The sequence below is a fragment of the Actinoplanes sandaracinus genome (assembly GCF_030009775.1).
Lineage (GTDB): Bacteria > Actinomycetota > Actinomycetes > Mycobacteriales > Micromonosporaceae > Actinoplanes > Actinoplanes sandaracinus.
This window is the reverse complement of record NZ_JASCTH010000005.1, coordinates 260,117-283,555: the sequence shown is the minus strand read 5'-3', so window position 1 is coordinate 283,555 and position 23,439 is coordinate 260,117. Positions and strand designations below refer to the sequence as shown.

Annotated in this window: 18 protein-coding genes; 9 read left to right on the top strand and 9 right to left on the bottom strand. The window is 71.1% G+C overall.

Features of this window, described 5'->3' with window-relative positions:
• Positions 1-102: 102 nt before the first annotated feature.
• Positions 103-1,011 (top strand): glucose-1-phosphate thymidylyltransferase RfbA, encoded by a 909-nt coding sequence (gene rfbA / locus QLQ12_RS09960; protein ID WP_282758834.1) that lies wholly within the window; start codon positions 103-105, stop codon positions 1,009-1,011.
• A 74-nt stretch (positions 1,012-1,085) separates the two neighbouring features.
• On the opposite strand, the gene QLQ12_RS09955 is transcribed toward rfbA, so the two are convergent.
• The gene (locus QLQ12_RS09955) at positions 1,086-4,232 is read right to left on the bottom strand and encodes an alpha-amylase family glycosyl hydrolase (RefSeq protein ID WP_328518272.1); all 3,147 of its coding nucleotides are present in this window, start codon (positions 4,230-4,232) and stop codon (positions 1,086-1,088) included.
• Between the two features lie 365 nt (positions 4,233-4,597).
• On the opposite strand from QLQ12_RS09955, the gene QLQ12_RS09950 reads away from it, so the two are divergent.
• Positions 4,598-6,775 carry an alpha-amylase family glycosyl hydrolase gene (locus QLQ12_RS09950; RefSeq protein ID WP_282758833.1) on the top strand — a complete coding sequence of 726 codons (2,178 nt, stop codon included), beginning with the start codon at positions 4,598-4,600 and terminating at the stop codon, positions 6,773-6,775.
• A 33-nt stretch (positions 6,776-6,808) separates the two neighbouring features.
• Here QLQ12_RS09950 and QLQ12_RS09945 read toward each other — a convergent pair whose 3' ends face one another.
• The 5 genes from QLQ12_RS09945 to QLQ12_RS09925 are packed head-to-tail and all read right to left on the bottom strand — an operon-like array spanning position 6,809 to position 10,907.
• On the bottom strand, positions 6,809-7,897 hold the full coding sequence (locus QLQ12_RS09945; protein WP_282758832.1) for a trypsin-like serine peptidase: 1,089 nt from the start codon (positions 7,895-7,897) through the stop codon (positions 6,809-6,811).
• 11 nt (positions 7,898-7,908) lie between these two features.
• A complete protein-coding gene (locus QLQ12_RS09940; RefSeq protein WP_282758831.1) occupies positions 7,909-9,600 on the bottom strand; it encodes a S8 family serine peptidase in 1,692 nt (563 codons plus the stop codon).
• A gap of 33 nt (positions 9,601-9,633) precedes the next feature.
• Positions 9,634-9,855, bottom strand: coding sequence for a hypothetical protein (locus QLQ12_RS09935; protein ID WP_282758829.1), 222 nt, complete (start codon positions 9,853-9,855; stop codon positions 9,634-9,636).
• A gap of 10 nt (positions 9,856-9,865) precedes the next feature.
• A complete protein-coding gene (locus tag QLQ12_RS09930; RefSeq protein ID WP_282758827.1) occupies positions 9,866-10,111 on the bottom strand; it encodes a hypothetical protein in 246 nt (81 codons plus the stop codon).
• Positions 10,112-10,148: 37 nt separating this feature from the next.
• Positions 10,149-10,907, bottom strand: coding sequence for a hypothetical protein (locus QLQ12_RS09925; RefSeq protein WP_282758825.1), 759 nt, complete (start codon positions 10,905-10,907; stop codon positions 10,149-10,151).
• Between the two features lie 437 nt (positions 10,908-11,344).
• Between QLQ12_RS09925 and QLQ12_RS09920 the strand changes: the two genes are divergently transcribed.
• The 4 genes from QLQ12_RS09920 (at position 11,345) to QLQ12_RS09905 (ending at position 17,077) form a co-directional block, all read left to right on the top strand.
• Positions 11,345-13,855, top strand: a complete 2,511-nt coding sequence (locus QLQ12_RS09920) for a helix-turn-helix transcriptional regulator (RefSeq protein WP_282758822.1) — start codon at positions 11,345-11,347, stop codon at positions 13,853-13,855.
• A 121-nt stretch (positions 13,856-13,976) separates the two neighbouring features.
• Positions 13,977-15,005, top strand: coding sequence for a Bug family tripartite tricarboxylate transporter substrate binding protein (locus tag QLQ12_RS09915; protein WP_282758821.1), 1,029 nt, complete (start codon positions 13,977-13,979; stop codon positions 15,003-15,005).
• Between the two features lie 6 nt (positions 15,006-15,011).
• On the top strand, positions 15,012-15,536 hold the full coding sequence (locus QLQ12_RS09910) for a tripartite tricarboxylate transporter TctB family protein (RefSeq protein WP_282758819.1): 525 nt from the start codon (positions 15,012-15,014) through the stop codon (positions 15,534-15,536).
• Positions 15,533-17,077: a tripartite tricarboxylate transporter permease gene (locus tag QLQ12_RS09905; RefSeq protein WP_282758818.1), complete on the top strand. Its 1,545-nt coding sequence runs from the start codon at positions 15,533-15,535 to the stop codon at positions 17,075-17,077. The genes QLQ12_RS09910 and QLQ12_RS09905 overlap by 4 nt, the downstream gene beginning before the upstream one ends.
• 155 nt (positions 17,078-17,232) lie before the next feature.
• Here the strand turns inward: QLQ12_RS09905 and QLQ12_RS09900 are convergent, their stop codons facing one another.
• Together QLQ12_RS09900 and QLQ12_RS09895 are read right to left on the bottom strand one after the other, a co-directional pair.
• Positions 17,233-17,937 carry a response regulator gene (locus QLQ12_RS09900; RefSeq protein ID WP_282758817.1) on the bottom strand — a complete coding sequence of 235 codons (705 nt, stop codon included), beginning with the start codon at positions 17,935-17,937 and terminating at the stop codon, positions 17,233-17,235.
• Positions 17,934-19,493: a sensor histidine kinase gene (locus QLQ12_RS09895; RefSeq protein ID WP_282758815.1), complete on the bottom strand. Its 1,560-nt coding sequence runs from the start codon at positions 19,491-19,493 to the stop codon at positions 17,934-17,936. Before QLQ12_RS09895 ends, QLQ12_RS09900 begins: the two co-directional genes overlap by 4 nt.
• 76 nt (positions 19,494-19,569) lie before the next feature.
• Between QLQ12_RS09895 and QLQ12_RS09890 the strand changes: the two genes are divergently transcribed.
• A complete protein-coding gene (locus QLQ12_RS09890) occupies positions 19,570-20,517 on the top strand; it encodes a Bug family tripartite tricarboxylate transporter substrate binding protein (RefSeq protein WP_282758813.1) in 948 nt (315 codons plus the stop codon).
• A gap of 105 nt (positions 20,518-20,622) precedes the next feature.
• Positions 20,623-22,137 (top strand): M1 family metallopeptidase, encoded by a 1,515-nt coding sequence (locus QLQ12_RS09885; RefSeq protein WP_282758811.1) that lies wholly within the window; start codon positions 20,623-20,625, stop codon positions 22,135-22,137.
• Here QLQ12_RS09885 and QLQ12_RS09880 read toward each other — a convergent pair whose 3' ends face one another.
• On the bottom strand, positions 22,138-22,611 hold the full coding sequence (locus QLQ12_RS09880; protein WP_282758810.1) for a MarR family transcriptional regulator: 474 nt from the start codon (positions 22,609-22,611) through the stop codon (positions 22,138-22,140).
• A gap of 59 nt (positions 22,612-22,670) precedes the next feature.
• Here QLQ12_RS09880 and QLQ12_RS09875 point away from each other — a divergent pair, with 59 nt between their 5' ends.
• Positions 22,671-23,162, top strand: coding sequence for an SgcJ/EcaC family oxidoreductase (locus QLQ12_RS09875; RefSeq protein ID WP_282758808.1), 492 nt, complete (start codon positions 22,671-22,673; stop codon positions 23,160-23,162).
• Positions 23,163-23,439: the final 277 nt, after the last annotated feature.

Here is a 23,439-nt window from a genome sequence, read left to right as displayed (position 1 = left end):
CGGTGGCAGGAGCAGCGATCTCATCGACCGGCCCATCGCGTTCGGTGTCGTGAGCGTAATCACGGAAGGCGCTTTCCGGGATTCGGCTGATATGGTCGTGGAGTGCGCGGAATATTGCTGGCCGGAGGCACCGGTTCAAGGCTTAGGCCGGTGACATGGGCGGTTTCCAAACAGCTCATGCCGGTCTATGACAAGCCAATGATCTATTACCCGTTGTCCACCCTGATCGGTGGCGGGATCCGGGAGATCCTGGTCATCACCAACGAGCACGAGGTCGCCCAGTTCCAGCGGCTCCTCGGTGACGGCTCGCAGTGGGGCCTGCGCCTGGAGTACGCGATCCAGCAGCGCCCGGCCGGCATCGCCGAGGCGTTCCTGATCGGCGAGGAGTTTCTCGCCGGTGAGCCGGCGGCGCTCATGCTGGGCGACAACCTCCTCCACGGTGTGGACTTCCGCCCGGCGGTGCGGCGGATGCGCGGCACGAGCGGCGGGCACGTCTTCGGCGTCGCGGTGGCCGATCCGTCGGCCTACGGTGTCGTCGAGTTCGACGGCGCCGGCCGGGTGCTGTCCATCGAGGAGAAGCCGGAGCGGCCGCGCTCGCCGTACGCGGTGCCCGGTTTCTATCTCTACGACGCCGATGTGGTGGGGATCGCGCGGGCGCTGACGCCGAGCCCTCGCGGGGAGCTGGAGATCACCGCGGTCAACGAGGAATACCGCAGGCGTGGCGCGCTGTCGGTGACCGTGCTGCCGCGCGGCGCGGTCTGGCTGGACACCGGCACCCTGGCCGACTGCATGCGCGCGGTGGACTACGTCCGGGCCATCGACGAGGGCCAGGGCATCAAGATCGGCTGTGTGGAGGAGGCGGCCTGGCGGGCCGGGTTCATCGACGACGCCCAGTTGCGCGGCCTGGCCGAGCCGCTGATGAGCAGTGGTTACGGCGAGTACCTCGTGGACCTGGCGGCCGTCGATCCGTTCGTGGCGGGCCAGCAGCCGTTGAGTGCCGCGGCCCGATGACGAGCCGGCCACCACGGCGGAGGCCGGCCTCCCGTGACTCGGGAGACCGGCCTCCGCCGTGGTGCGGGTGGTGTCTAGCGGTCGCCCGCCTCGAGGGCGCGGACACCGGTGGCCGACATGAGCTGGCCCTCGGCGTCACGTTCGGTCACCACGAACTGGCCGTCACCCGCCGGGATGCCCTTGCCGCCGGTGATCCGGAACGTCGGGTGCTGCCACAGCGACGGCGTCCGGCCGCGCTGCTTCTCGGTGAGACCGTCGCGCTGCGCCTCCAGCCGGACGCTGCGGTACTCGCCGGAGAGTTCGCCGTCGACGATGCTCAGGCCGCCCTTCGGGGCGTGGACGAGGTCGTACACCCGGCCGTCGGTGGCCGCCCCGGCCGGTTCCAGGGTGTTCGGCGTGCCGAACTTCCAGGCGATGGTGTTGCGGTCCACCCGGACCGCCTCCGACTTGGTCAGGTCCAGGCGTGCCGGTTTCACCACCGAGGGGAGCAACCGCTCCTGGACGCCGCCCAGGAGCCAGACCTCGCGGCCCGCGCCGGCGAATTCGAGGCGCTGGTCGCCCGGCAGGTCCTTGGTGTCGCCGGCGTGCATGATGTAACTCAGCCCGGTCGCGCCGGGAGCGAGCGGGATCCGGAAGACCGCCCCGAAGCTGTCGAACGACTCGGGGAGGAACGGGGCGCCCCAGTTCGCGGTCGGGGTGGCCGCGCCGTCCCACATGTGCAGGCCCCAGCCGTCGTAATCGCCGGCCGGGCGCCGGTAGTGCAGGACCGCGGTGTTCGGCGCCGGCGCCGGGGCCGGGCCCTCGTAGGAGATGGCCGGGTCACCCTGCTTGAGCCAGATCTCCGGCGTCTGCTTCGGGTTCAGCGACCGGTCGGCGTCGACGTCCTTGACGCCGTTCTCGTCCCGCACGGTGAAGGTGACCTTCTTGGCCCCAGGCTTGATCTTGACCCAGGCGAAGCGGCCGTAGGCGTCCTCGCCGGTGAAGGGCGCCGGCTCGGCCGGTTCGACGTCGCCCGAGGCGTGCAGGCGCCAGTTGTCGTAGTCGCCACCCGGTCGCTGGTAGTGCACGACGGCGTAACCGGCTTCGGGCCGGGCGGTGCCCACGTTGATGCGCGTGGTGGCGGTGGAGGTCCGGCCCTGACCGTCGCGGACGACGGCCCGGTACTGCACGGCGGTGCCGCCGGCCAGTCCGGTGAGGTCGTGGTAGGCACGGTACGGGGCGCGGCCGGCCGTGCCGACCTCACGCCACGCGCTGTTGCCGATCTTGGCAGAGAAGGTGACGGTCGCCAGCGGGTCGCCGGTGGTCGTGGCGGCCAGTTCGGTACGGGTCGGGACCAGGGCGCCGGCCGTGGGGCTGGTGAACGCCACGGTCGGTGCGGCCGACGGCGCGGGGATCGTCTTGTCCGCCCGGTAGGCCACGGCCGACAGTGGCGGCACGGTGATGGTCAGCTTGCCGTCGGCGCCGGTGGCAGCGGCCTCGCCGGCGCCGTAGACCGGGACGAATCCGGATTCCGGGGTGGACGTGTCGAACGTGGCCGTCTGCGCGGTCGCGGCGTTGTTCACGGCGATCACGTACTCCGCCCGTGCGGTGCGGTCGATCCGGGAGGCCGCGAAGACGCCGGGGCGGTCGGCCGCGTACCGGGTGATCTGCATGCCGTCGCGGAGCACCGGGTGCGCCTTGCGCAGCGCGCCGAGCTCGGCGATCGTGCGGTACAGCGGGTGCCCGGCGTCGTAGTTGCCGGTCGCGTGGGTGCTGGTGGTACCGATCAGCTCGTCGTCCAGGTAATCCGGTGTCCGGCTGGCGAACATGTCCTGCCGGGACCCCTTGTCACCGAGGGCGCCGGTGAAGCCCTGTTCGTCGCCGGAGTAGACGACCGGCTGCCCGCGGGTGAGGAACATGAGCTCGTTGGCGAGCTGGAGGCGGCGCACGCCGGTGGCGTTGTCGCCGGCCTTGATCAGGGTGGCGATCCGCCCCATGTCGTGATTGCCGAGGAAGGTGGGCAGCCGGCCGGCGTCGGTGCCGGCCGCGGTGTAGAGGTCGTCCTTGGCGTACAGGTCGGCCAGGCTGCGGGCGGCGGCCTTGCCGGTGACGAAGCTCTGCGCCGCGCCCTGGAAGGGGAAGTCGATGGTGGCTGGCAGGCCGCCCCGGCGGACGTAGGTGGATCCGACCTCCTGGTCCTTGCTCCAGACCTCGCCGAACATGAAGAAGTCCGGCTTGCCGGCCTGGGCCGCGGCCTTCTGCACGCCCTGCGTGAAGGTGGGCCAGAACGCCAGATTGGTGGCCTTGAGAGTGTCGAGCCGGTAACCGTCGACGTCGAACTGCCGCACCCAGTCGGCGTAGATGTCGGTCAGGCCGCGCACCACCTCGGGACGTTCGGTCCACAGGTCGTCGAGCCCGCCGGTGAAGTCGCCGTACTCGGCGTTCTCGCCGCCGAAGGTGGTCTCGCCCCGGTTGTGGTACATGGCCGGGTCGTTGAGCCACGCGGGCTTCTTCACGGTGGCGTCCGCCGGGGTGGCGAAGACCGGCTCGTACGGGAACGACTTCTTGTCGACCTTCGGGAAGCCGTGTGTCGCGTCGGCGTAGTTGCGGTCCTCGAAGGCCCGGCCCCGGGTGTCGCGGTAGGGAGCGGTCCCCTTGTCCACGTAGGCCGTGCCCTCGGCGTGCTTGATGACGTCGGCGGTGTGGTTGACGACGATGTCGAGGTAGATCTTCATGCCGCGCTGGTGCACCAGCTCGACCAGGCGTTTCAGGTCCTCATTGGTGCCGAAATGGGGGTCGACCCGGGTGAAGTCGGTGATCCAGTAACCGTGGTAGCCGGCGGAGGCGTCTTTTCCGGTGCCCTGCACCGGCTTGTTCTCGAAGATCGGGGTCAGCCAGATCGCCGTGGTGCCGAGCCCCTGGATGTAGTCGAGTTTGTCGATCACGCCCTGGATGTCGCCGCCGTGATAGAAGCCGGCGTCGGTGGGGTCGTGCCCGGTGGTGAGCCGGTCGCCGGTCAGCTTTCCCTGGTCGTTGCCGGTGTCACCGTTGGCGAACCGGTCGGGCACGACGAGGTACAGCTGTTCGGCCTGAGAGGGCGGGCGGTCGCTGTTCCAGACGGCGGCCGCTTCGGCGGGCGAGGGAGCGCGGACGGGGGCGGCATGTGCGGAGCCGGGGACCGACAGTGCTCCACCGGCGGCCAGCAGCACTCCGGGCAAGCAGAATTTCAGGAGCCTATCCATGGTGGACCTTTCCTGGGATGTGGCCCGGACGCTAGTGGCCGCGGCATGGCATTGCAAGAAATTGCGGTGCATGCAACGACTTGCTGACAGTGTTGCCCAGATCATAGGAGGCGGTTCAGGGTGCAGCGAGATCCATCTTGTACGAGATAGATGCACTTCAACGCCACTTCTCATCACTGTCTGTCGATGCTCGTGGCACCGACTGCGAGAATTCTCCGATGGCCCGGCTTGAAATCGGAGCGGCGCCTGCGCGACGGTATGGCCATCACCTCGGCGACTGCTGCAAGTTCTTGCAGGCGGTCCCGGGGTCGGCCGAGCGCGCTTCCCGGAGCCGGCCCACTCGATCCCCTAGCAAGGAGTAGCTCGTGCAACGTCATGCCAGGCGTGCTCTCGTCGCGACGGTAGCGGCGATCTCGCTCCTGCCCGCGTCTCAGCAGCCCGTTCAAGCCGCGAACGCGCCGGTGGCGCCCTACACCGGCAACCCGGCCAGCCTCAAGCAGGATCTCTGCTACCAGATCACCACGGACCGGTTCAACGACGGCAACCCGGAGAACAACAACCCGGGAGACGTGCCCGGCATGTTCTACGACAAGGACAAGCTCAGCGACCCGCAGGAGTGGCACAAATACATGGGAGGTGACTTCGCCGGCATCACCCAGAAGATGGACTACCTCAAGAACATGGGCGTCGGAGCGATCTACCTCTCCCCGCACGTCGACAACATCAACGTGCCCTCGGTCCAGGACGGAAAGTCCTACACCGGGTACCACGGCTACTGGCCCCGCGACTTCCGGAGAGTGGAGGAACGCTTCGGCACGTCCGAGGAGTTCGACGAGCTCGTGTCGGCGGCGCACGCCAGGAACATCAAGGTGATCATGGACTGGTCGCCCAACGGGACCAACCCGCCGGGCCGGGCCGAGGACGGCGCGCTGTACGACGATGGCCGGCTCGTCGGCAAGTTCGGTGAGGACAGCAACGGGTACTTCCACCACACGCCGGGGATCACCGACTGGAACGACGCCTACCAGAACCAGAACTACAGCCTGGAGGGCATCTCCGACCTCAACCAGCAGCACCCCCGGATCGACCAGCTGCTCAAGGACGACGCCGGCTACTGGATGGACCGCGGTGTCGACGGCATCCGGATGGACGCCGTCAAGCACATGCCCCTGGGCTGGCAGCGCTCCTTCGCCGACTCCGTGACCTCCCGCAAGAGCGCCGCGATCTTCGGCGAGTGGTACATGGGTGACCAGGGCGACCCGCTCTACCCCGAGCAGGTCAAGTTCGCCAACACCAGCGGCATCGCGGCCATGGACTTCTACACCAACCGTTCGATCCGCGACGTGTTCGGCACCGGCGCCTCGATGAAGTCCTTGGACGCGGCGATCGACCGGACCAACCGGGACTACACGCACGAGGAGAACCTGGTCACGTTCCTCGAGAACCACGACACGCGGCGGTTCGGAACGGTCAACCCGGACCCGGCGGCGCTGCACCGCGCGCTCGCCTTCCTGATGACCACTCGCGGTACGCCGTGCCTGTACTACGGCACGGAGCAGTACCTGCACAACGACACCGGTGGCGGCAGGACCCCGTACAACCGGGCGAAGATGAACAGCTTCAACGAGGACTCCGCGGCGTACCGCGAGGTCCAGAAGCTCTCCGCGCTGCGCCGGACCAACCCCGCGGTGCCCTACGGCAACCACCAGGAACGGTGGCTCAACGACGACGTGTACGTCTACGAGCGCAAGTTCGGCGACAACGTCGTGCTCGCCGCCATCAACAAGGGCTCGCGGGACTACCAGCTCGACGGACTGCGCACCGCGCTGCCCGCGGGCACCTACCCCGATGTGCTGGAGGGCACCCACGGCGGCTTCAGCCTGACCGTCAACGACGGCTCGGGCGCCGACCGGACGACCGCCACCGCGACGCTCGGCGCCGGCAAGATCGCGGTCTGGTCGCACCGGGCGCCCGAGGCCACCGCCCCGCTGATCGGCGGCGTGGGTCCGGTCGTGACTCGCGCGGGCGGCACCATCACCGTCGAGGGCGTCGGCTTCGGCGCCGGCGGCACCGTCAAGGTCGGTGGTGTCACCGCGAGTGTGCGGGACTGGAAGGCCGACCGGATCACCGCCACGGTCCCGGCGGGCGTCGCCACGGGCTCCGTCGCCGTCACGGTCAGCACCGGCTCCGGCACCAGCAACGAGTACCAGGTTCTCAGCCAGACCGGGAAGCCGGTCCCCGTGCAGTTCACCGTCGAGAACCTTCCGGCGATCGGTGCCGGTGAGTCCGTCTACCTGACCGGTAACGTCACCGAACTGGGCAAGTGGTCCACCAACCGGGAGAAGGCCGTGGGTCCCCTGCCGCGGGTGCCGAACACGTCCCGCGGCGTCATCGTCGCCGACCTGCCGGCCGGCGCCCGGGTGGAGTACAAGTTCGTCAAGGTGGCCGCGAACGGGTCGGTGACCTGGGAGGGCGGCGCCAACCACAGCTACACGGTGCCCGCGGAGGGCACCGGCGCCACGACGCTCACCTGGCAGCGCTGAGCACGCTCGGCGTCGATCCGGCCCCCGGTGCGGTCAGCGCGACCCGCCGGGGGTCAGGAGTCCGGTGAGCAGGATCTGCCGCGCCGCGGTGAGACCGCGGGACCCGAGGTCGGTGACGATCGCGGAGACCCGGACGCCCTGACCGGCGGTCCAGCGCCGGTGCGGCGACTCCGGTTCGCCGATCACCGGGTGCTCGTCGATATCGACGAGCCGCCCCTGGGCGTCACGCGTCTCGACGAGGCGGCGGTGCAGGGCGACCAGCTCCCACCGGTCGTTGAAGATCGGGGCGCCGGACGAGCCGGCCGCGGCGCCGGCGGCGTAGACCAGATGGGCGCCGGTCAGTTCGAGCAGCCGGTTGTCGCGAACCGCGATCTCCCGGGATCGGCCGCCGGCGTGCTGGACGACGTTGACCGGCTGCCCGAGCAGGATCTTGCCGGTGGCGCCGATCAACGGAACGAAACCGTAGGTGCGTCCCGGGCCGCGCCCGGTGCGGCCGTGGGCGGCGACCGCGACGACGGCGTAGTCCAGGCCGGGTTCGGCGAGGAAGAACCGGTCCGGGTCCAGGGTGTGCTGGCGGCTCCGGCCGATCCGCCCGGCCGCGTTCTCCTGGTGGCGGAACCGGGCCGTGGACCGGGCGGCGACCTCGGCGCTCGGCAGCACGTGCGCGTTGGTCATCAGCAACCAGTCGGAGACGAGGAAACCGGTGGCGTCCCCGGCCGGGGTCTCCAGGAGCGCGACCGTGTCGCTGATGTCCGCGCCTCGCCGCAACCAGTTCCCGGGCAACAGGTGCGGACTGCCGGCGATGCCTTCCAGGGCCAGGTCGGTGGTGACGGCGTCGGGGTCCGGCGGCAGGCCGAGTCCGGCCCGCCTCGCGTATTCGATTTTGCGGTGCAGGGGTTCCCTGCGCCAGATCTCTCCCCGGACCGCGCCGGCCCATGCCCGGGCGAGGTCCTTCTGCTCGCCCGGGGACACGATGGCGGCCGGCGCGACGATGCGACGTCCGTTCGGATACACGTCCTCTCCCGGCATGCTGGCCCCGGCGGGCACGGCGCCGGCGACGGTGACCGATGTGGTGGCGCCGCGGGCCAGGGAGCCGGCTGGTCCCGCGGCGCCACCGGGCATCCGGTAGCCGGCTAGAGCAACCCGGCGTCCGCGTAGGCGCGGCGCAGCTCCTCCAACTGGGCGGTGATGATGTCGGCGCCCGCGCCGCCGGTGGCCGGTGCGGCGGCCGCGGTCCCCAGGGCGCGCAGGACGTCGGGCACGCCGGCGCCGGTGCGTTCCGGCCCGCCCAGGTTGAGCTGGGTGGCGCTCTGCTTGATGATCTGGAACAGCCGGTCGACGCGGGCGGCGTCGTGGCCCTTGAACCCGTCGGTGAAGTCGGGATGGTTGGCCAGCGTCAGGGCGGCGAGCCCGGCGACGTGCGGGGCGGCCATGGAGGTGCCGTCCCAGGCCGCGTAACCGTCGGCCGGCACCGAGGACAGCACGGCCACGCCGGGCGCGCACACGTCCACCTCGGGACCGAAGCAGCTGAACTTGGCGAAGAAGTACCCGTTGTCGACGGGACCGGCGTTCTGCTGGGCGTGGAAACTGTTGGGCGGGAACTCGCCGACCCGGCCGACCGCGCTGACCGTGAGGACGTCGTCGCGAATGGATCCGGGGAACTGGACCGGGCCCGCGGAGTTGCCGGCGGCCGCGATGCAGGCCACGCCGAACTGCTTGGCCTGCCTGATCTTCTGGGCGACCAACTCCGAGGCGGTCTGCGTGCCCAGGCTCATGTTCACCACGTCGATCTGCTGCTCGATGCAGTAGTCCAGGGCGTCGAGAAGACTGCTGAACCGTCCACCGGGGAAGATCCGCAGCTCGTGGATCTGGGCCTGGGGCGCGAAGCCGCGGATGCCGCTCTTGGCGTCGCGGGCCGCGATGATCCCGGAACAGTGCGAGCCGTGCCCCAACGTGTCGTTGGCCCACGTCGCGTCGTCCGGTGGGAGGACGGTCAGGTCCTGGCCCCGCCTGATGTGGCCGAGGTCGCGGTGCGAGGTCGCGGCGCCGGAGTCGATCACCGCGACCTTGATGTTCGCGGCGGTCGTCGACGGATCCAGCCGGTCCAGGCGCATGATGCGCTGACCCCAGCCGAAGATCTGGTTGTCGGACAGGTTCGGGATCATCGAGGCCAGCGGCACCAGCTTGACCTGGTTGACGTCCCCGCTGATCAGCCGGGGCCGGTCGAGCCACAGGCTCCAGAACCTCGACTGGGGGTTGACGTACAGGGCCCGCAAGGTGTCCGGGGAATCGTTGAAGAGGGTCACCTCGGTGTTGCCGTCGTCGTCGGTGCGTCCCTGCGCCGGGACGCCGCTGCCGTACAGGAACACCGCGGCGTTGGCGACGGGCGCGTCGTCGGGGCCGGTGACCCGGATCCGCCAAGTCGTGCCGGCGCCGAAGGGGTTGAGAGCCGCCGGGTTGATGTCCTCGACCGGAGGAGCCACCGGGGACAGTTGCAGCGGCGCGTCCTCCTCGACGAGGATCTGCCGGTTCGCGGCGAGCTCGGCGGCCTTCTCGTCCGACATGCGGGCGAGGATCACCTGCTGCAGCGAGGCCGGAGTGTCCAGCAGGACGGCGAGGCTCTGCGGCCCCATCGTCCGTTCCACGACGACGCCGTCCTCGCTTCTGAGCATCTCCTCCAGAGCGTCCCCGGACAGCGGGGTTTCACCGGCGGGGAGAAGAACGGGATCGCGGCGGGCGACCAGGTAGTGCCTTTCGCGGGGGTTGAACGATGAGCTGTCCGGGTCGGGCGGCGACGGTTGGCGCCGCCGGGCGGAAGGGGGCATGGCTATCTCCCGGCTGGGTGAGACGGTGGAACCTCAGCACAGATCGAGGGGAGCGTCGGGCTCGACGACGAGGTGGCCGCGGAACGCGGCGCGCATCAGGTCGGCCCACTCCCGCGGTGCGTCGACCACGAGGCGGGTGGGCGCGTCGGCGGGTCCTCCGGTCGCGATCAGGTCGACCTCGGAGTCCGCGGTCAGCACCTCGACGAGAGCACGGACCAGGGCCGGGCTCCCGCCGAGGATGTAGCGCTGCTTCATCGCCGCGCCCCTACGGCAACGGCAGGCTGGGGAAGGCGGCACGAGTCCGCATGATGAACTGGTACGCCTCCACACCCTTCTGATAGGCGCCCTGGGGGTCGTTGCGGCCGTAGAGCCCGGCGGCCTCCCGCAGCGTCGCCACCGACGGCAGCAGGAACGGGAACTGCCGCACGTGGCTCACGACGTACTGGCGCAGCAGCACCAGCAACTGCGCGGTCTGCTGCTGCTGCGCCGTGGGCGTGGCAGTCGCGGTCATCGCGATCAACTTCCTTCCCTGGTTGCCGCGGCGGGCTCTAGTTGGTCATCTGCATGGTGGGACGCGGCTGGAACGGCCAGCCGGTCCAGCCGGAACTCCACGGGAAGGGGTTCGTGGGGAACTGCGACTGCGGGGTGGACGGGAAGCCCTGCGGGCCCGCGGACTGGCCGGTCACGACGCCCTGCACCACGCGGATGATGGTCGGCAGCTGCTTGAGGATGCTGTCGAACAGTCCCTGCGGGTCGAGCTGCTGGCCCTGCTGGCCCTGCTGGCCGAACATCTGCGGACCGAACATCTGCTGCTGGGGGCCGGCCTGCTGGGGCCGGACCAGCTGGGTGACGGCGCCGATGAGCGCCGGCAGAGCCGGAAGGATGAACTGCAGGAACTGCGGGTCGAGCTGTTGCTGTTGCGCGTCCTGCGGCTGGTAGCCCTGCTGGTACCCCTGCGGCTGGTAGCCCTGCTGCTGGTAGGGCTGGTAGCCCTGCGGCTGGTAGCCCTGCGGGCCGGCCGACTGGCCGGCCACGACACCCTGCACCACGCGGATGATGGTCGGCAGCTGCTTGAGGATGCTGTCGAACAGCCCCTGCGGGTCGACCTGCTGCTGTTGGAAGCCCTGCGGGCCGGCGGACTGCCCGGCCGCCACGCCCTGCACCACGCGGATGATGTCGGGCAGGTTCTTCAGAATGCTGTCGAAGATCCCCTGGGCGTCGACCTGGCCGGCCGGGGTGGATCCGCCCTGACCCTGCTGGCCGAGCAGCGAGGTGACCGCTCCGGGTGCGGCAGTGGTGGTGGTCATGCCGCTCTCCTTTCCCATCTGTCTGTCTGCGGTGATCGCGCCTTCATCCTTCGACCGGAGCGCGCCCGTTGTCGTGAGCACCGGGTACTCATTCGCGCGGCGGCGCCGGCCGGGTAGGCGTTACTCATCCGCCGTTCACGATCGCGCCGGCGCTACCCGGATCCGCCCGATGTGGAGGGCCGCCGGCTACTCATCCGGACGCTCCCCACCTGGAGCGGCCGGGCCCGGCCGCCTGTGCCGGGCGGCGCCCGCGACCGCTGCGCCAGAGAGCGTTTCCAGCGCCGGCGGCGTATCACCGCGGGCGCGGCTGCCGCCCGGGCGGCATGAGTACCGGCTACTCATTCACGCGACAGTTCCGACCGGGTGGACGATACTCACCCCTACCGACAGTCGTGGAGACATTACTCACGGTCGATCGACGGTAGGGGGAGCCCGGAATGCCATCCGCATGGCCCTACCTGGAGCGACACCCCGTCCGGGACCGGGTGCTGGACGCGCTGCGAGCACCGCGAGAGCCCGGCGTGCTGCTGGTCGGGCCCTACGGCTGCGGCAAGACCTATCTGTTGCGGGCCCTGTCGGAGGATCTGCGGCAGCGCGGCCGGCTCCTGCACGCCGCCGCCGTCACCGAAGCGGCCATCACCCACGCCGCCCCGGTCGCCGACGTCCTGCTGATCGACGACATCGACCGGCTGGACGACCGGGCGCTCGGTCTCCTCGCCGACGCCGCCACCACCGGCGAGCGGAACCTGATCGCCACCACCCGGCCGCTGCTCTATCCCGACCTCGCCCTGCGGGCACGCGGGCTCAACCTCGCCGTCACGCCGGTCCCCGCCCTCACCGAGGCGGAGATTCGCACCTACTGCACGAGCCGGCTCGGCGGCCCGATCGACGACCTGTCGCTCGCCGAGATCGGCGACGCCACCGCCGGGCTGCCGCTGCTGGTCCGCGAGGTCATCGACACGATGCTCGCGCAGGACCAGCTCAGGACCGTCCACGGCGTGTGGCGGCTGGACGGGGCCGTGCGGTTCTCCATCTGGTTCGGCCAGGCCGCCGCCGCCTCGCTGGCGCCGCTGTCGCCCGGGGAGCGGGACCTGCTGCAGTTGCTCGCGATCATCGACGGGATCCCGCTGCCGCTCGCCGAGGCGCTGAGTCTGCACGACAGCCTGGAACGCCTGGAACAACGTGGCCTGCTCACCGTGTCCACCGACGACCGGGCCGTCCTCTCCCCGGCGGCCGGCTGGCTGGCGCCGGCCGTCCAGGCCGGCGGCACCGGAACCCAGCGCCGCCGGCTCGCCGACGCCTGTCTGCGGGCCCTGCGCGAGCCGGTCGACCGGACCGGGCTGCTGGATCCGCTGGACACGGCGAAACTGCGGATGACCGCCGGCCGGCCCGTCGACCTGGACCACGCGATCACCGCGGCCGGCGCCGCCCTGGAACACCACGCCCCGCGCTGGGCCCAGCAACTCCTGCACCCCCACGCCACAGACCCGGCGAGCTCGCCGCTGCTGGCCGACACCCTGATCCGGCAGGCCTGCCCACGCTCGGCGGAGCGCATGCTCGGACTCTCCGCCGCGAGCGCCGGCGCGGAATCCCGTGGCCGGCTCGCCGCCGAGCGCCTCGACGTGCTCATCCTCTGGCTGGCCGACGTGCGCACCGCCCAGCGTGTCGTGATGCCACCCGGCTGCCCGGGCCGTCCGCACCGGCTCGATCCCGCGGGACTGCTCGTCGCGGCGTGCGCGGAGAACGTCTCGTCGCTTCTGCCGACGCTGCGGAAACGTTCGGAGAACACGCCCCTGGCCAAGCGCGACGGCCAGCGTGTCTTCCTCGCCCACCTGTACGCCCTGCTCGCCGGTGGCCAGGCCCAGGCGGCCCTGCACGCCGTGACCGAGATCGGCGACACGTTCCTCGGCCAGTTCGTCCCCGACCTGCGGCTGGCCGTCCTGCTGCTGTTCGGCCGCGCGCTGCTCACCGTCAGCCGCATCCCCGAGGCCCTCGACGTCGCCCGGCGGCTGGCCGCCGAAGGACGCCGTCTGCGGCACGGCCCGGCCCTGGCCGCGGGGCTCGCCCTCGCCGGCGCCGCCCAGCTGCGCGGTGGCGCCCTCGACGACGCGGGCCGGAGCTTCCGTCACGCCCTGGCCGCCCTGCACGGCCGGGAGGCCGGCTGGACCCAGGCCAGGGCCCTCACCGGCCTGGCGCTGTGCCAGGCCTGGCACAGCGGCGCCGAACCGGCCGGCGCTCTCGACGAGGTGCGCGCCGCCGCCCAGGCCCTCGGCTCGCCCGACATCGACGAGATGGCCGGCCTGACCACCGCGCAGATCCTGCTGATCCGCGGCCGGATCCATCCCGCCGGGGAGCAGGCCCTGCGCGTCGCCGCCCGGGCCGAGAGCCTGGGCCGGCGAGCCACCGTCGCCGAGGCTCTCCTGGTCGCCGGGCAGGCCGTTCCCGATCTCGACGTGGCCCAGCGTCTCACCCGGCTCGCCGACGACTGCGACTACGACCTGCCCCAGGTCCACGCCGGATACCTCACCGCCCTGGCGCGCCGCTCCGGCGCGGCCCTCGACGCGTGTGCCCGTGGTTACCAGCAACGCGGCCTGCGCCTGCTGGCCGCCGCCGCCAGCGCCCACGCCCAGGCGCACCTGCGCACCGCGGGCGAACAGGTGACCGCCAATTCCTCCGCCCGCCGCCTGACCAGCCTGATCAGCGAAACCGGCATCACCGTCCCGATGGCCTGGCCGGCGGCCTCCCCCCTGGTGCCGCTGACCGTCCGCGAACAGGAGGTCGCCGCCCTCGTGGCACGCGGCCTGAGCAGCGAGAAGATCGCCGAGATGCTGCGACTGTCGGTGCGCACCGTGGACAACCACCTGCAGCACTGTTACCGCAAACTCGGCGTCAGCAGCCGGGCCCAGCTCACCGAGACCTTGAAGGGCGGGCCGGACCGCGCAGACTGACGAGCCGGCGCGACCAGAAAGACCAATATGCTCGCAGGCTTCACAATAGTGACCCGGGTCACTGGGTGTTGCAGGGTGCGTAACACGTTCGTCTTCCCCCTGTGACAGGAGCACGAGTTCCATGTTGAGATTGCGCCTCGCGGCCGCCCTGCCCGCCGCCGTGCTGTTGCTGGCTGCCGGGTGCGCCGACCAGTCCGTCGGCGAGTCGCCGGCCGCCTCGGGCGCCGCGCCCGCCGACTACCCGAGCAAGACCCTCCAGATCATGGCGCCCGCCGGAGCCGGCGGCGGGTGGGACACCACCGCACGCTCGATGCAGAAGTCCCTGCAGGACGCCGGTCTCCTCAAGAGCCAGTCGGCCGAGGTCCGCAACGTCACCGGCGCCGCCGGCACCATCGGCCTGGCCGAGCTGGTGACCAGCCACCAGAAGGACCCGCACCAGCTCATGGTGACCGGTCTGGTCATGGTCGGCGGTGTGGTCACCAACAAGGCGCCGGTCGACCTGAGCAAGACGACCCCGATCGCCACGCTCACGGCCGAGTCGGAGGTCGTGGTCGTCCGCAACGACTCGAAGTACACGACGCTCAAGCAGCTCACCGACGCTGTCAAGGCCGACCCGGCCTCGGTGAAGTGGGGCGGCGGCTCGGCCGGCGGCACCGACCAGATCCTCGTCGGACTGCTCGCCAAAGCGGCCGGCGCCGACGCCAAAGCGGTGGCCAAGCAGTACATCGCCTACTCCGGCGGCGGCGAGACCAAGGCGGCGCTGCTCTCCGGCGACGTCAGCGTGGCGGTCTCCGGCACCAGCGAGTTCGCCGACCTGGTCAAGGCCGGCACGGTCCGCGCCCTCGCGGTCTCCAGCGCCACCGGCGGGGACGCCGGCGCCGGCACTCCCGCCCCCAGCATCAAGGAGTCCGGGTTCGACCTGGAACTGATGAACTGGCGTGGCGTGGTCGCCCCGCCCGGTATCAGCGCCGGTGAGCGGACCGCGATCATCAAGCTCGTCGACGACCTGCACAACTCCGCGCCGTGGAAGGCCGAACTGGCCGCCAAGAAGTGGCAGGACTTCTACAAGTCCGGCGACGAGGCCGTCGCGTTCTACGAGTCGGAGAGCACCCGCATCAAGACGGTCCTGACCGAGATCGGCCTGGGCTGAGCAACCATGACCTCGGCACTCCCTCCCGACCCCGAACAGGCGACACCGGAGGCGGCACCGTCCGCCTCCGGTGCGCCGGTCGCCGGCGTCGTGCTGCTGCTCGCCGGCGCCGCCCTGCTGTGGCAGGCCGTCACCACCGGGATCGACAACGGTGTCACGCTCGGCGGCCCCACCCTCGCGCCGATCGTGGTCACGGGCCTCTGGGTCGCCGTCGCCCTCGGATATCTGCTGGAGGCCGTCCGTAAACGCGCCGTCGCGGGCGAGGCGGCCGGCCTCACCACCTGGCGTACGCCGCTGCTGCTGCTCGTGGCGCTCGTCTGCTACGCCGTCGTCCTCAAGTACACGGTGCTGGGCTACGTCCTGGCCACCGCGGTGTTCGTGCTGGTCGCGGCCAGACTGCTGAGCACCCGCCCGGTGCGTGAGGTGATCGTGCGGGACCTGGCCACCGCGGTGGCGCTCTCGCTCGGCATCTACCTGGTCTTCACCCGGCTGCTCGGGATCGTCCTGCCGGCGGGAGTGCTGCCGCTGTGAACTCCTTCATGGACCTGATGGCCGGCTTCGGCACGGTCCTCACCCCGGTGAACCTGCTGTACGCGGCGATCGGCGTCACCATCGGCACGCTCGTGGGCGTGCTGCCGGGAATCGGCCCCGCCCTGACCATCGCCCTGTTGCTGCCGGTGGCGCTGCGGCTCGACGACCCGACCGGCACGCTGATCATGTTCGCCGGCATCTACGCCGGCGCCATGTACGGCGGCTCGACCACCTCGATCCTGCTCAACACGCCCGGCGAGTCGGCGTCGGTGGCGACCTCCATCGAGGGCTACCAGATGGCCCGCCGGGGCAGGGCCCGAACGGCGCTGGCCACCGCCGCGATCGGGTCATTCGTCGCCGGCACCATCTCGACGATCCTGCTCGCCTTCGTGGCCACCCCGATGGCGAAACTGGCGGTGACGTTCCGCGCCTCCGACTACTTCGCGCTGGCGGTCCTCGCCATGGTGACGGTCACCGCGATGGTCGGCGCGTCACTCGTACGCGGCCTGATGTCGTTGACCTTCGGTCTGTTCCTCGGCCTGATCGGCCTGGACTCGCTCACCGGGCAGGCCCGGTTCACCTTCGGGGTGCCGGAGCTGCTCGACGGCGTCGACATCGTCACCATCATCGTCGGCCTGTTCGCCATCGGCGAGACGCTGTTCATCGCCTCCCGGCTGCGTGACCTGCCGGCGCACGTCACGCCGCTGGAGCCGGCCGGCAAGGGGTTCGCCTGGCTCAGCCGCGCCGACTGGTCCCGGTCCTGGCGGCCGTGGCTGCGCGGCACCGCGCTCGGCTTCCCGTTCGGGGCGCTGCCGTCCGGTGGCGCCGAGATCCCCACGTTCGTGTCGTACACACTGGAGAAGCGCCGCTCGAAGCACCCGGAGGAGTGGGGCAACGGCGCGATCGAGGGTGTCGCCGGTCCGGAGGCCGCCAACAACGCCTCGTTCTCCGGCGTGCTGGTGCCGCTGCTGACGCTCGGCATCCCGACGTCCGCGACGGCCGCGGTGATGCTGGCCGCGTTCGGCTACTTCGACCTCGCCCCGGGTCCGCAGCTGTTCGAGAAGTCGCCGGAGATCGTCTGGGGACTGATCGCGTCGCTGTTCGTCGGCAACGTCATGCTGCTGGCGCTGAACCTGCCCATGATCCGGGTGTGGGTGAAGGTTCTGCAGATCCCGCGGCCGCTGCTCTACACCGGCATCCTGGTCTTCGCGACCCTCGGTGTCTACGCGGTCTCCGGCAGCATCGTCGACGTGTTCATCGCCTTCACCATCGGCGTGATCGCGGTGTTCATGCGGCGGTACGAGTTCCCGATCGCGCCGGTCATCCTCGGCGTCATCCTGGGACCGATGATGGAGATCCAGTTCCGCCGGGCGCTGCTGCTGTCCGACAACGACCTGACCATCTTCGTACGCCGTCCGCTCACCCTGATCCTGCTGCTGCTCGCGGTGGCCGCCCTGGGGCTGCCCCACCTGCCCAAGCTGATAGCCCGCCTACGAGGCCGCGAAAGCGCGAAGCGGCTGGCTTTCAGCGACGAAGACTGACACGACGCGTTACCCCCGGCGGGGGGGGGGGGGGGGGGGGGTGGGGGGGGGGGGGGGGGGGCGCCCCCCCCCCCCCCCCGCCCCGGCGACGCGATCTTGGGGAGTTGCGCAGCAACGGCGCTGCGCAACTCCACAAGATCGCGTCGCTGTGGGGGTTAACCCCGCCACATGTAGCGGTGTTCGGGGCGGCCGGCTCCGCCGTAGCGCAGCCGCACCTGGGCCTTGCCCAGGCGGACGAGGTGTTCGAGGTAGCGGCGGGTGCTGACCCGGGACAGGCCGGCCCGTTCGGCGCACTCGGCGGCGGACAGGTCGGTGGCGCTGTCGCGCAGCACCGCGATGATCAGGTCGGCGGTCTGGCCGGCCAGCCCTTTCGGCAGGTTCGCCTCGCCGTCTCGGGAGCCACCCCGTGCGCCGTCGCGGGCGGCGCCCCGGGAGGTGCCGAAGAACCGGTCGACGTCGGCCTGGACGGCGGTGGGCGTCTCGCCCAGCCGGGCGACCGCCTCGGTGTAACGCTCCAGCCGGTCGCGCAGGGTGTCGAAGGTGAACGGCTTGATGATGTAGTGCATGACGCCGCCGCGCAGCGCCACCCGTACCGTCTCGGTGTCCTGCGCCGCGGTGATGGCGATGACGTCGACGTCGCTGGACTCGTGCCGCAGCCGGCGCAGCACCTCCAGCCCGGAGATGTCCGGCAGGTAGATGTCGAGCAGCACCAGGTCGGGCCGGAGCTCCTCGACCGCCTGGAGGGCCGCCGCTCCGGTGTGCGCCGCGCCGACCACGGTGAAGCCCGGCACCTTCTGCACGAAGCCCTGATGGATGCGGGCCACCATGAAGTCGTCGTCGACCACCAGCACCCGGGTCATCGCGCACCTCCCGCGTGCACCGGGAGCCGCGCGGTGAACGCCGGCCCGTCCACGGTGATGCCGCCACCGCGCGCCGTGCACACCCGGCTGATCAGCGCCAGTCCGAGACCCCGGTGCCCGTCCCCGGCCTTGGTGGTGAATCCGCTGCTGAACACCTTCTCCGCGTACTCCTGCGCCACGCCGGCGCCCGAGTCGGTCACGCACACCTCGATCTCGTCGCCCAGGTCGCGCACCGCCACGCCGACCCACCCGCCGGAGCCAACGGCGTCGATGGCGTTGTCGATCAGGTTGCCGATGACCGTGACCAGGTCGGCGGCGAGATGGTCGGCCACCGGGGCGGGCATGCTGGTCTCCTCGCCGATGCGGAACTCGACGTGCTGCTCGGACGCGACGCTCGCCTTCGCGATGAGCAGCGCCGCCACCGCCGGGTCGGCGATCCGGGACTGCACGTCCTGGCTGAGCGCCTGGTGCGTCTCACCGGCCGTGACGATGAAATTGACCGCCTCATCGTACTGCCCGAGCTGCACCAGGCCGGAGATCGTGTGCAGCCGGTTGGTGAACTCGTGCGCCTGCGCGCGCAGCGCGTCGGTGGTGTGCCGGCTCAGGTCCAGTTCGCGTTCCAGCGACGTCAGCTCGGTGCGGTCCCGCAGCGTGGTCACCGACCCGGCGGCGCGCCCGCGCACCACCACCGGCATCCGGTTCAGCACCAGCACCCGCGACTCGTGCACCACCACATGATCGGGCTCGTCGGAACCCTCGATCAAAAGCGACGACACCTCCTCGGGTACGCCGAGCGACCGCAACGGCGCGCCGTTGACCTCGCCCGACAGGCCGAGCAGGCGCCGCGCCTCGTCGTTGGCCAACGTCACCCGGCCGGACGGGTCCAGGCCGATCAGGCCCTCCTTGATGCCGTGCAGCATCGCCTCACGGTGTTCGACCAGGCCGGCGATCTCGACCGGCTCCAGGCCGAGGGTCTGCCGTTTGATCCGCCGGGACAGCAGGGCCGAGCCGACCACGCCGAGCGCCGAACCGAGCAGCAGATAGGTCAGCAGGTCCGCGGCCGCGCTCGCCAGCGACTCCGGCAACGTCGGGTAGGTCTTGCCGACCATGACCAGGCCGAGCACCCGGCCGTCGTCGGCCCCCAGCACCGGGGCGTGTGCCACCAGCGCCCGGCCGCCGTGCTCGGTGACGCCCAGCCAGGCCCGGCCGCTGAGCCCGCCGCTGCCGGACAGGTCCGCGGGCCGGCCGCGCATCGGCCCGGTCAGCAGCACCCCGCTCGCGTCGGTGAGCTCGACGAAGGACGCGCCGGAGACGCTGCGGGCCGTCTCCGCGCCGGCGGCGAGGGCGTCGTACCAGACGGTGGCGCCCATGCCGTCGCGGATCACCCCGGTGGCGGCCAGGTTCTCCGCGCTCGACCGCAGCTTGGCGCCCTGGTCCCGGCGGAACGCGGCGTCCGCCTCGGCGAGCGACACCGCCGCGACCGCGCCGACCACCAGCAACACGATGCCCAGCTGGAGCACGAGGAACTGGCCGGCGAGCGAGAACTTCCAGCGCACCTGCGTTGCCTCCCTACCTCACTGCGGCCGTACGTTACCCGCCGGTGCGCCGGACGGGCGGCGCTATGGTGGGCGGGTGCGCCGTCGTACGCTGCTCGCCTCGCCGTTGGCCGTCCTGTTCGGCGGCGGCTGCGCGGGGGAGCGTGACCCGGCCCTGCGGCTGATGGTGCCCAACGCGCCGGGCAGCGGTTACGACATCACCGCGCGCACCGTGGCGACCTCTCTGGACGTCTCCTCCGGCGTCGAGGTGTTCAACCTCGCCGGCGCCGGCGGCATGGTCGGCCTGCGGCGGCTGGTCTACGAGCGCGGCAACGGCGACCTGATGATGCTGATGGGTCTCGGCCTGGTCGGTGCGCAGCACACCACCGGGGTGTCGGTCACGCTCGACGCGGTCACACCGATCGCCCGGCTGATCGAGGAGCCGGAGGTCGTCGTCGTCACCCACGACGCGCCGCTGCGAACCCTCGACGACCTGGTCCGGGCCTGGCAGGCCGACCCGGCCGGGCTGATCGTCGGCGGCGGCTCGTCCCCGGGCGGCCCCGACCACCTCGCCGCGATGCTCGTCGCGAAGGCGGCCGGTGTCACCCCACGATCGGCCCGCTACGCGATGCACGACGGCGGCGGCGTCCTGCTGGCCGCGGTGCTGTCCAAGAGGGTGGCCGCCGCGGTGTCCAGCCTCGGTGAGTTCGCCGGGCAGATCGACTCCGGCCAGCTGCGCGTCCTCGCGACGACCGGGGCCGAGCGGACCACGGGCATCGAGGCGCCGACCCTGCGTGAGGCCGGTCTGGACGTGGTGTTCGCCAACTGGCGCGGTCTGGTCGCCCCGCCCGGACTCGACGACACCCAGTTGCGGGCGCTCGGCACCACGGTGTCCCGGCTCCGCGACTCCACCAGCTGGCGGCAGGCGATGGCCGGGTTCCGGTGGACCGACGCCCATCTCGCCGGTCCCGAGTTCGGCGCCTTCCTCCACCAGCAGGACACCCGGGTCACCCAGATCCTGGAAGAGCTCGGCCTCGACACCTGAGTCGGCCCGGACCGCACGCCTCGACGGTTTTCGATATGTTGCGGGTGACTGTTCTCGCCAGCGTCGGACCGCGACCCGGTCCGCCGACGGAAGGAAGACACCACCGTGCGACGACTGCTCGTGGCCCTGACCGCCACAGCGTTGACCCTCGCCGGAACGGGTGTGCCCGCCGAGGCCGCGCCCGCCCCGCACCGTCTGGCACCCGCGCCCGGCGGCCCCGGAATCGGGGACGGCTACTACCCGGACTACGGCAACAGCGGGTACGACGTCTCCCACTACGACGTCCGCCTGCGTTACACCCCCGCCACCGACCGGCTCACCGGCACCACCACCATCCTCGCCCGGGCGACCCAGGATCTGAGCCGGTTCAATCTGGACTTCCTGCTCGACGTGTCGTCGGTGACGGTGAACAACCGCCCGGCCACGTTCGCCCGCGAGGGTGACCACGAACTCGTCGTCACCCCGGCCCGGCCGGTCGCCGACGGCGGCGCGATGACCGTCGTGGTGCGGTACGCCGGTGTGCCGTCGACCGAGGTCGGCGCCGGGTACACCGCCTGGATCCGTACCCCCGACGGCGCCATCGCCGTCGGGGAGCCGGAGATCGCCTGGTGGTGGTACCCGAGCAACGACCATCCGCTGGACAAGGCCACCTTCGACGTGTCGGTGTCGGTTCCGGACGGCGTGGAGGCGATCAGCAACGGTGTGATGCCGCGGCCGCCGGTGCGGGAGACGCTCGGCTACACCCGGTGGAGCTGGCGCTCGACCAAGCCGCAGGCCTCCTATCTGACGTTCCTGACCATCGGCCAGTACGACGTCACCACCGACACGTCCGCCGACGGGCAGACCGTCTACAACGCCTACTCGCAGGCGCTGCCGCAGGACTTCCGGGACGCGGCACAGTCCAGTGTCGAGCGCACGTCCGAGATCGTCGACTGGCAGAGCACCCTCTTCGGCCCGTACCCGTTCGAGGCCCGCGGTGGGGTCGTCACCCCGCCGGGCACGCTCGGGTTCGCGCTGGAGAACCAGACCCGCCCCACCTATTCGTCCGCGTTCTTCCGGCGCGGCTCCAACACCTCGGTCGTGGTGCACGAGAACGCGCACCAGTGGTTCGGTGACTCCGTGTCGGTGGCCGACTGGCAGCACATCTGGCTCAACGAGGGCTTCGCCAGTTACGCCGAGTGGCTGTGGTCGGAGAAGAACGAGGAGGGGACCGCCCAGGAGATCTTCGACTACCTGTACGCGTCCTCGCCCGACGACGCCCCGATCTGGACGACCGCGCCCGCCGACCCGGGCGTGCCGGAGCTGTTCGGCGACGCCGTCTACGACCGCGGCGCGATGACCCTGCACCAGCTTCGGGTGGCCGTCGGCGATGACGACTTCTTCGAGATCCTGCGCACCTGGGCGACCGAGCAGCGGTACGGCAACGCGACGACCGCCGAGTTCACCGCCCTGGCGGAGAAGATCTCCGGCAAGGACCTGGACGCGCTGTTCCAGGCCTGGCTCTACACGCCGTCGAAGCCGGTCGTGGCCGGGACCGCCACGCTGGCCGAGTCCGCCCCGGTGGCGCCGAAGTCGTGGGAGCGGATCAGCCAGACCCACGAACTGCTTCACCAGCACTAGTCAGGGATGCTCCGGTTGGCGTCGGCTGATCCGCGTCGCCTGCTCCTCCTGCACCCGGCGGGCGGTCTGCAGGAAGTGGTGGATGGTGGCGAGCTGGTCGAGGTCGTACTCGGCCAGCGCTTCGGCTCCGGCGACGCCAACCGGCGCGTAGATGTCTCGCTCGGCGGCGCGAGCCGCCTCGGTCGCGGCGACGAGGACGCGCCTCCTGTTGTGCGGGTCGGCGATCCGGTCCGCGAATCCCGCCCGCTCCAGTCGGTCGATGACCGTGGTCGTGGCGGCCGGGCTGAGTTTCAATGCCTGGCTCAGCTCGCCGGCCGACAGGCGCCCCTCGCCGGTCAGGAGCAGGTCCAGCGCCCGCAGATCCGTCCGGTTGAGTTTGAGGGTGGTGGCGACGGCCTCGTCGAACGCGTCGAAGCTCTGCTGCAGCAGCCGCAACTCGGTGGCCACCGACCCGGCCAGATCACGTTTCGACACTCGAAAACTCCTGCTATCGTAATGTTAGGCGATCGAATTCTAATGGCAGGGGCGCAGGCATGGCTACCGACGACCACGCGATCACCGTGTTGTTCAACCACCTCAAACAGGCCTGGACCGACAACGACGCCGTCGCCTACGGCGCCTGCTTCACCGAAGACTCCGACTACGTCTCGTTCGACGGCACCCGCGCCATCGGGCGAGGGCCGATGCAACACGCCCATGACCAGCTCTTCCGGGGCGTGCTTGCCGGCTCGGCGCTGGTCGGCGGCATCGAATCCATCCGCTACCTCGGCCACGACGTCGCCGTCGTCCACGGCACCGCCTCGGTGCGGATGCCGTGGCGGTCGGCCCCACCGAAAAGGCGCCTGTCGCGGCAGACGCTCGTGGCGGTGCGCACGCCCGAGGGCTGGCGGTTCACCGCGCTGCACAACGGCCGCGTGCGACCGATAGCGATCCCGGCGCCGGACTCCGTGCCCTCCCGCCTCGCGCGGGGGATGGGAGGCCTGGCCCGCGCGCTCGGCATCGGCGGTCGGGTCGCGGCCCGCTGAGGCCGGAGGAGGTCGCGGCCCGCTGAGCTCGTCTTTTACCAGTTCGGCGGGGCTTGGTGCCGTTCTTGTGATGGGCAGGCCGCTGGGGTGCCTGGCCGGTGACCAGGATGAGGCCTCCGTTGTGGCGGGTAGCGGTGTGCCGGTTGCGGAATCCGGGCGGGCATCCGGGGCCCGGGACCAGCCGGTTTCGGTGCACGCGCCGGCGAGGCGCTGGTCGCGCACAGGTTCCGAAGCTCGCGCCGTACCCGGGCTGGCGTGAGCCGTTCCGGCGTCATCG

Excerpts from the sequence above, each read along its gene's own strand:
- QLQ12_RS09875 (WP_282758808.1), top strand. The coding sequence starts at position 22,671 with ATGGCTACCGACGACCACGCGATCACCGTGTTGTTCAACCACCTCAAA.
- QLQ12_RS09920 (WP_282758822.1), top strand. The coding sequence starts at position 11,345 with ATGCCATCCGCATGGCCCTACCTGGAGCGACACCCCGTCCGGGACCGG.
- QLQ12_RS09955 (WP_328518272.1), bottom strand. The coding sequence starts at position 4,232 with ATGGATAGGCTCCTGAAATTCTGCTTGCCCGGAGTGCTGCTGGCCGCC.
- QLQ12_RS09925 (WP_282758825.1), bottom strand. The coding sequence starts at position 10,907 with ATGACCACCACCACTGCCGCACCCGGAGCGGTCACCTCGCTGCTCGGC.
- QLQ12_RS09940 (WP_282758831.1), bottom strand. The coding sequence starts at position 9,600 with ATGCCCCCTTCCGCCCGGCGGCGCCAACCGTCGCCGCCCGACCCGGAC.
- QLQ12_RS09945 (WP_282758832.1), bottom strand. The coding sequence starts at position 7,897 with ATGCCCGGTGGCGCCGCGGGACCAGCCGGCTCCCTGGCCCGCGGCGCC.
- QLQ12_RS09930 (WP_282758827.1), bottom strand. The coding sequence starts at position 10,111 with ATGACCGCGACTGCCACGCCCACGGCGCAGCAGCAGCAGACCGCGCAG.
- QLQ12_RS09915 (WP_282758821.1), top strand. The coding sequence starts at position 13,977 with ATGTTGAGATTGCGCCTCGCGGCCGCCCTGCCCGCCGCCGTGCTGTTG.
- QLQ12_RS09900 (WP_282758817.1), bottom strand. The coding sequence starts at position 17,937 with ATGACCCGGGTGCTGGTGGTCGACGACGACTTCATGGTGGCCCGCATC.
- QLQ12_RS09910 (WP_282758819.1), top strand. The coding sequence starts at position 15,012 with ATGACCTCGGCACTCCCTCCCGACCCCGAACAGGCGACACCGGAGGCG.
- QLQ12_RS09935 (WP_282758829.1), bottom strand. The coding sequence starts at position 9,855 with ATGAAGCAGCGCTACATCCTCGGCGGGAGCCCGGCCCTGGTCCGTGCT.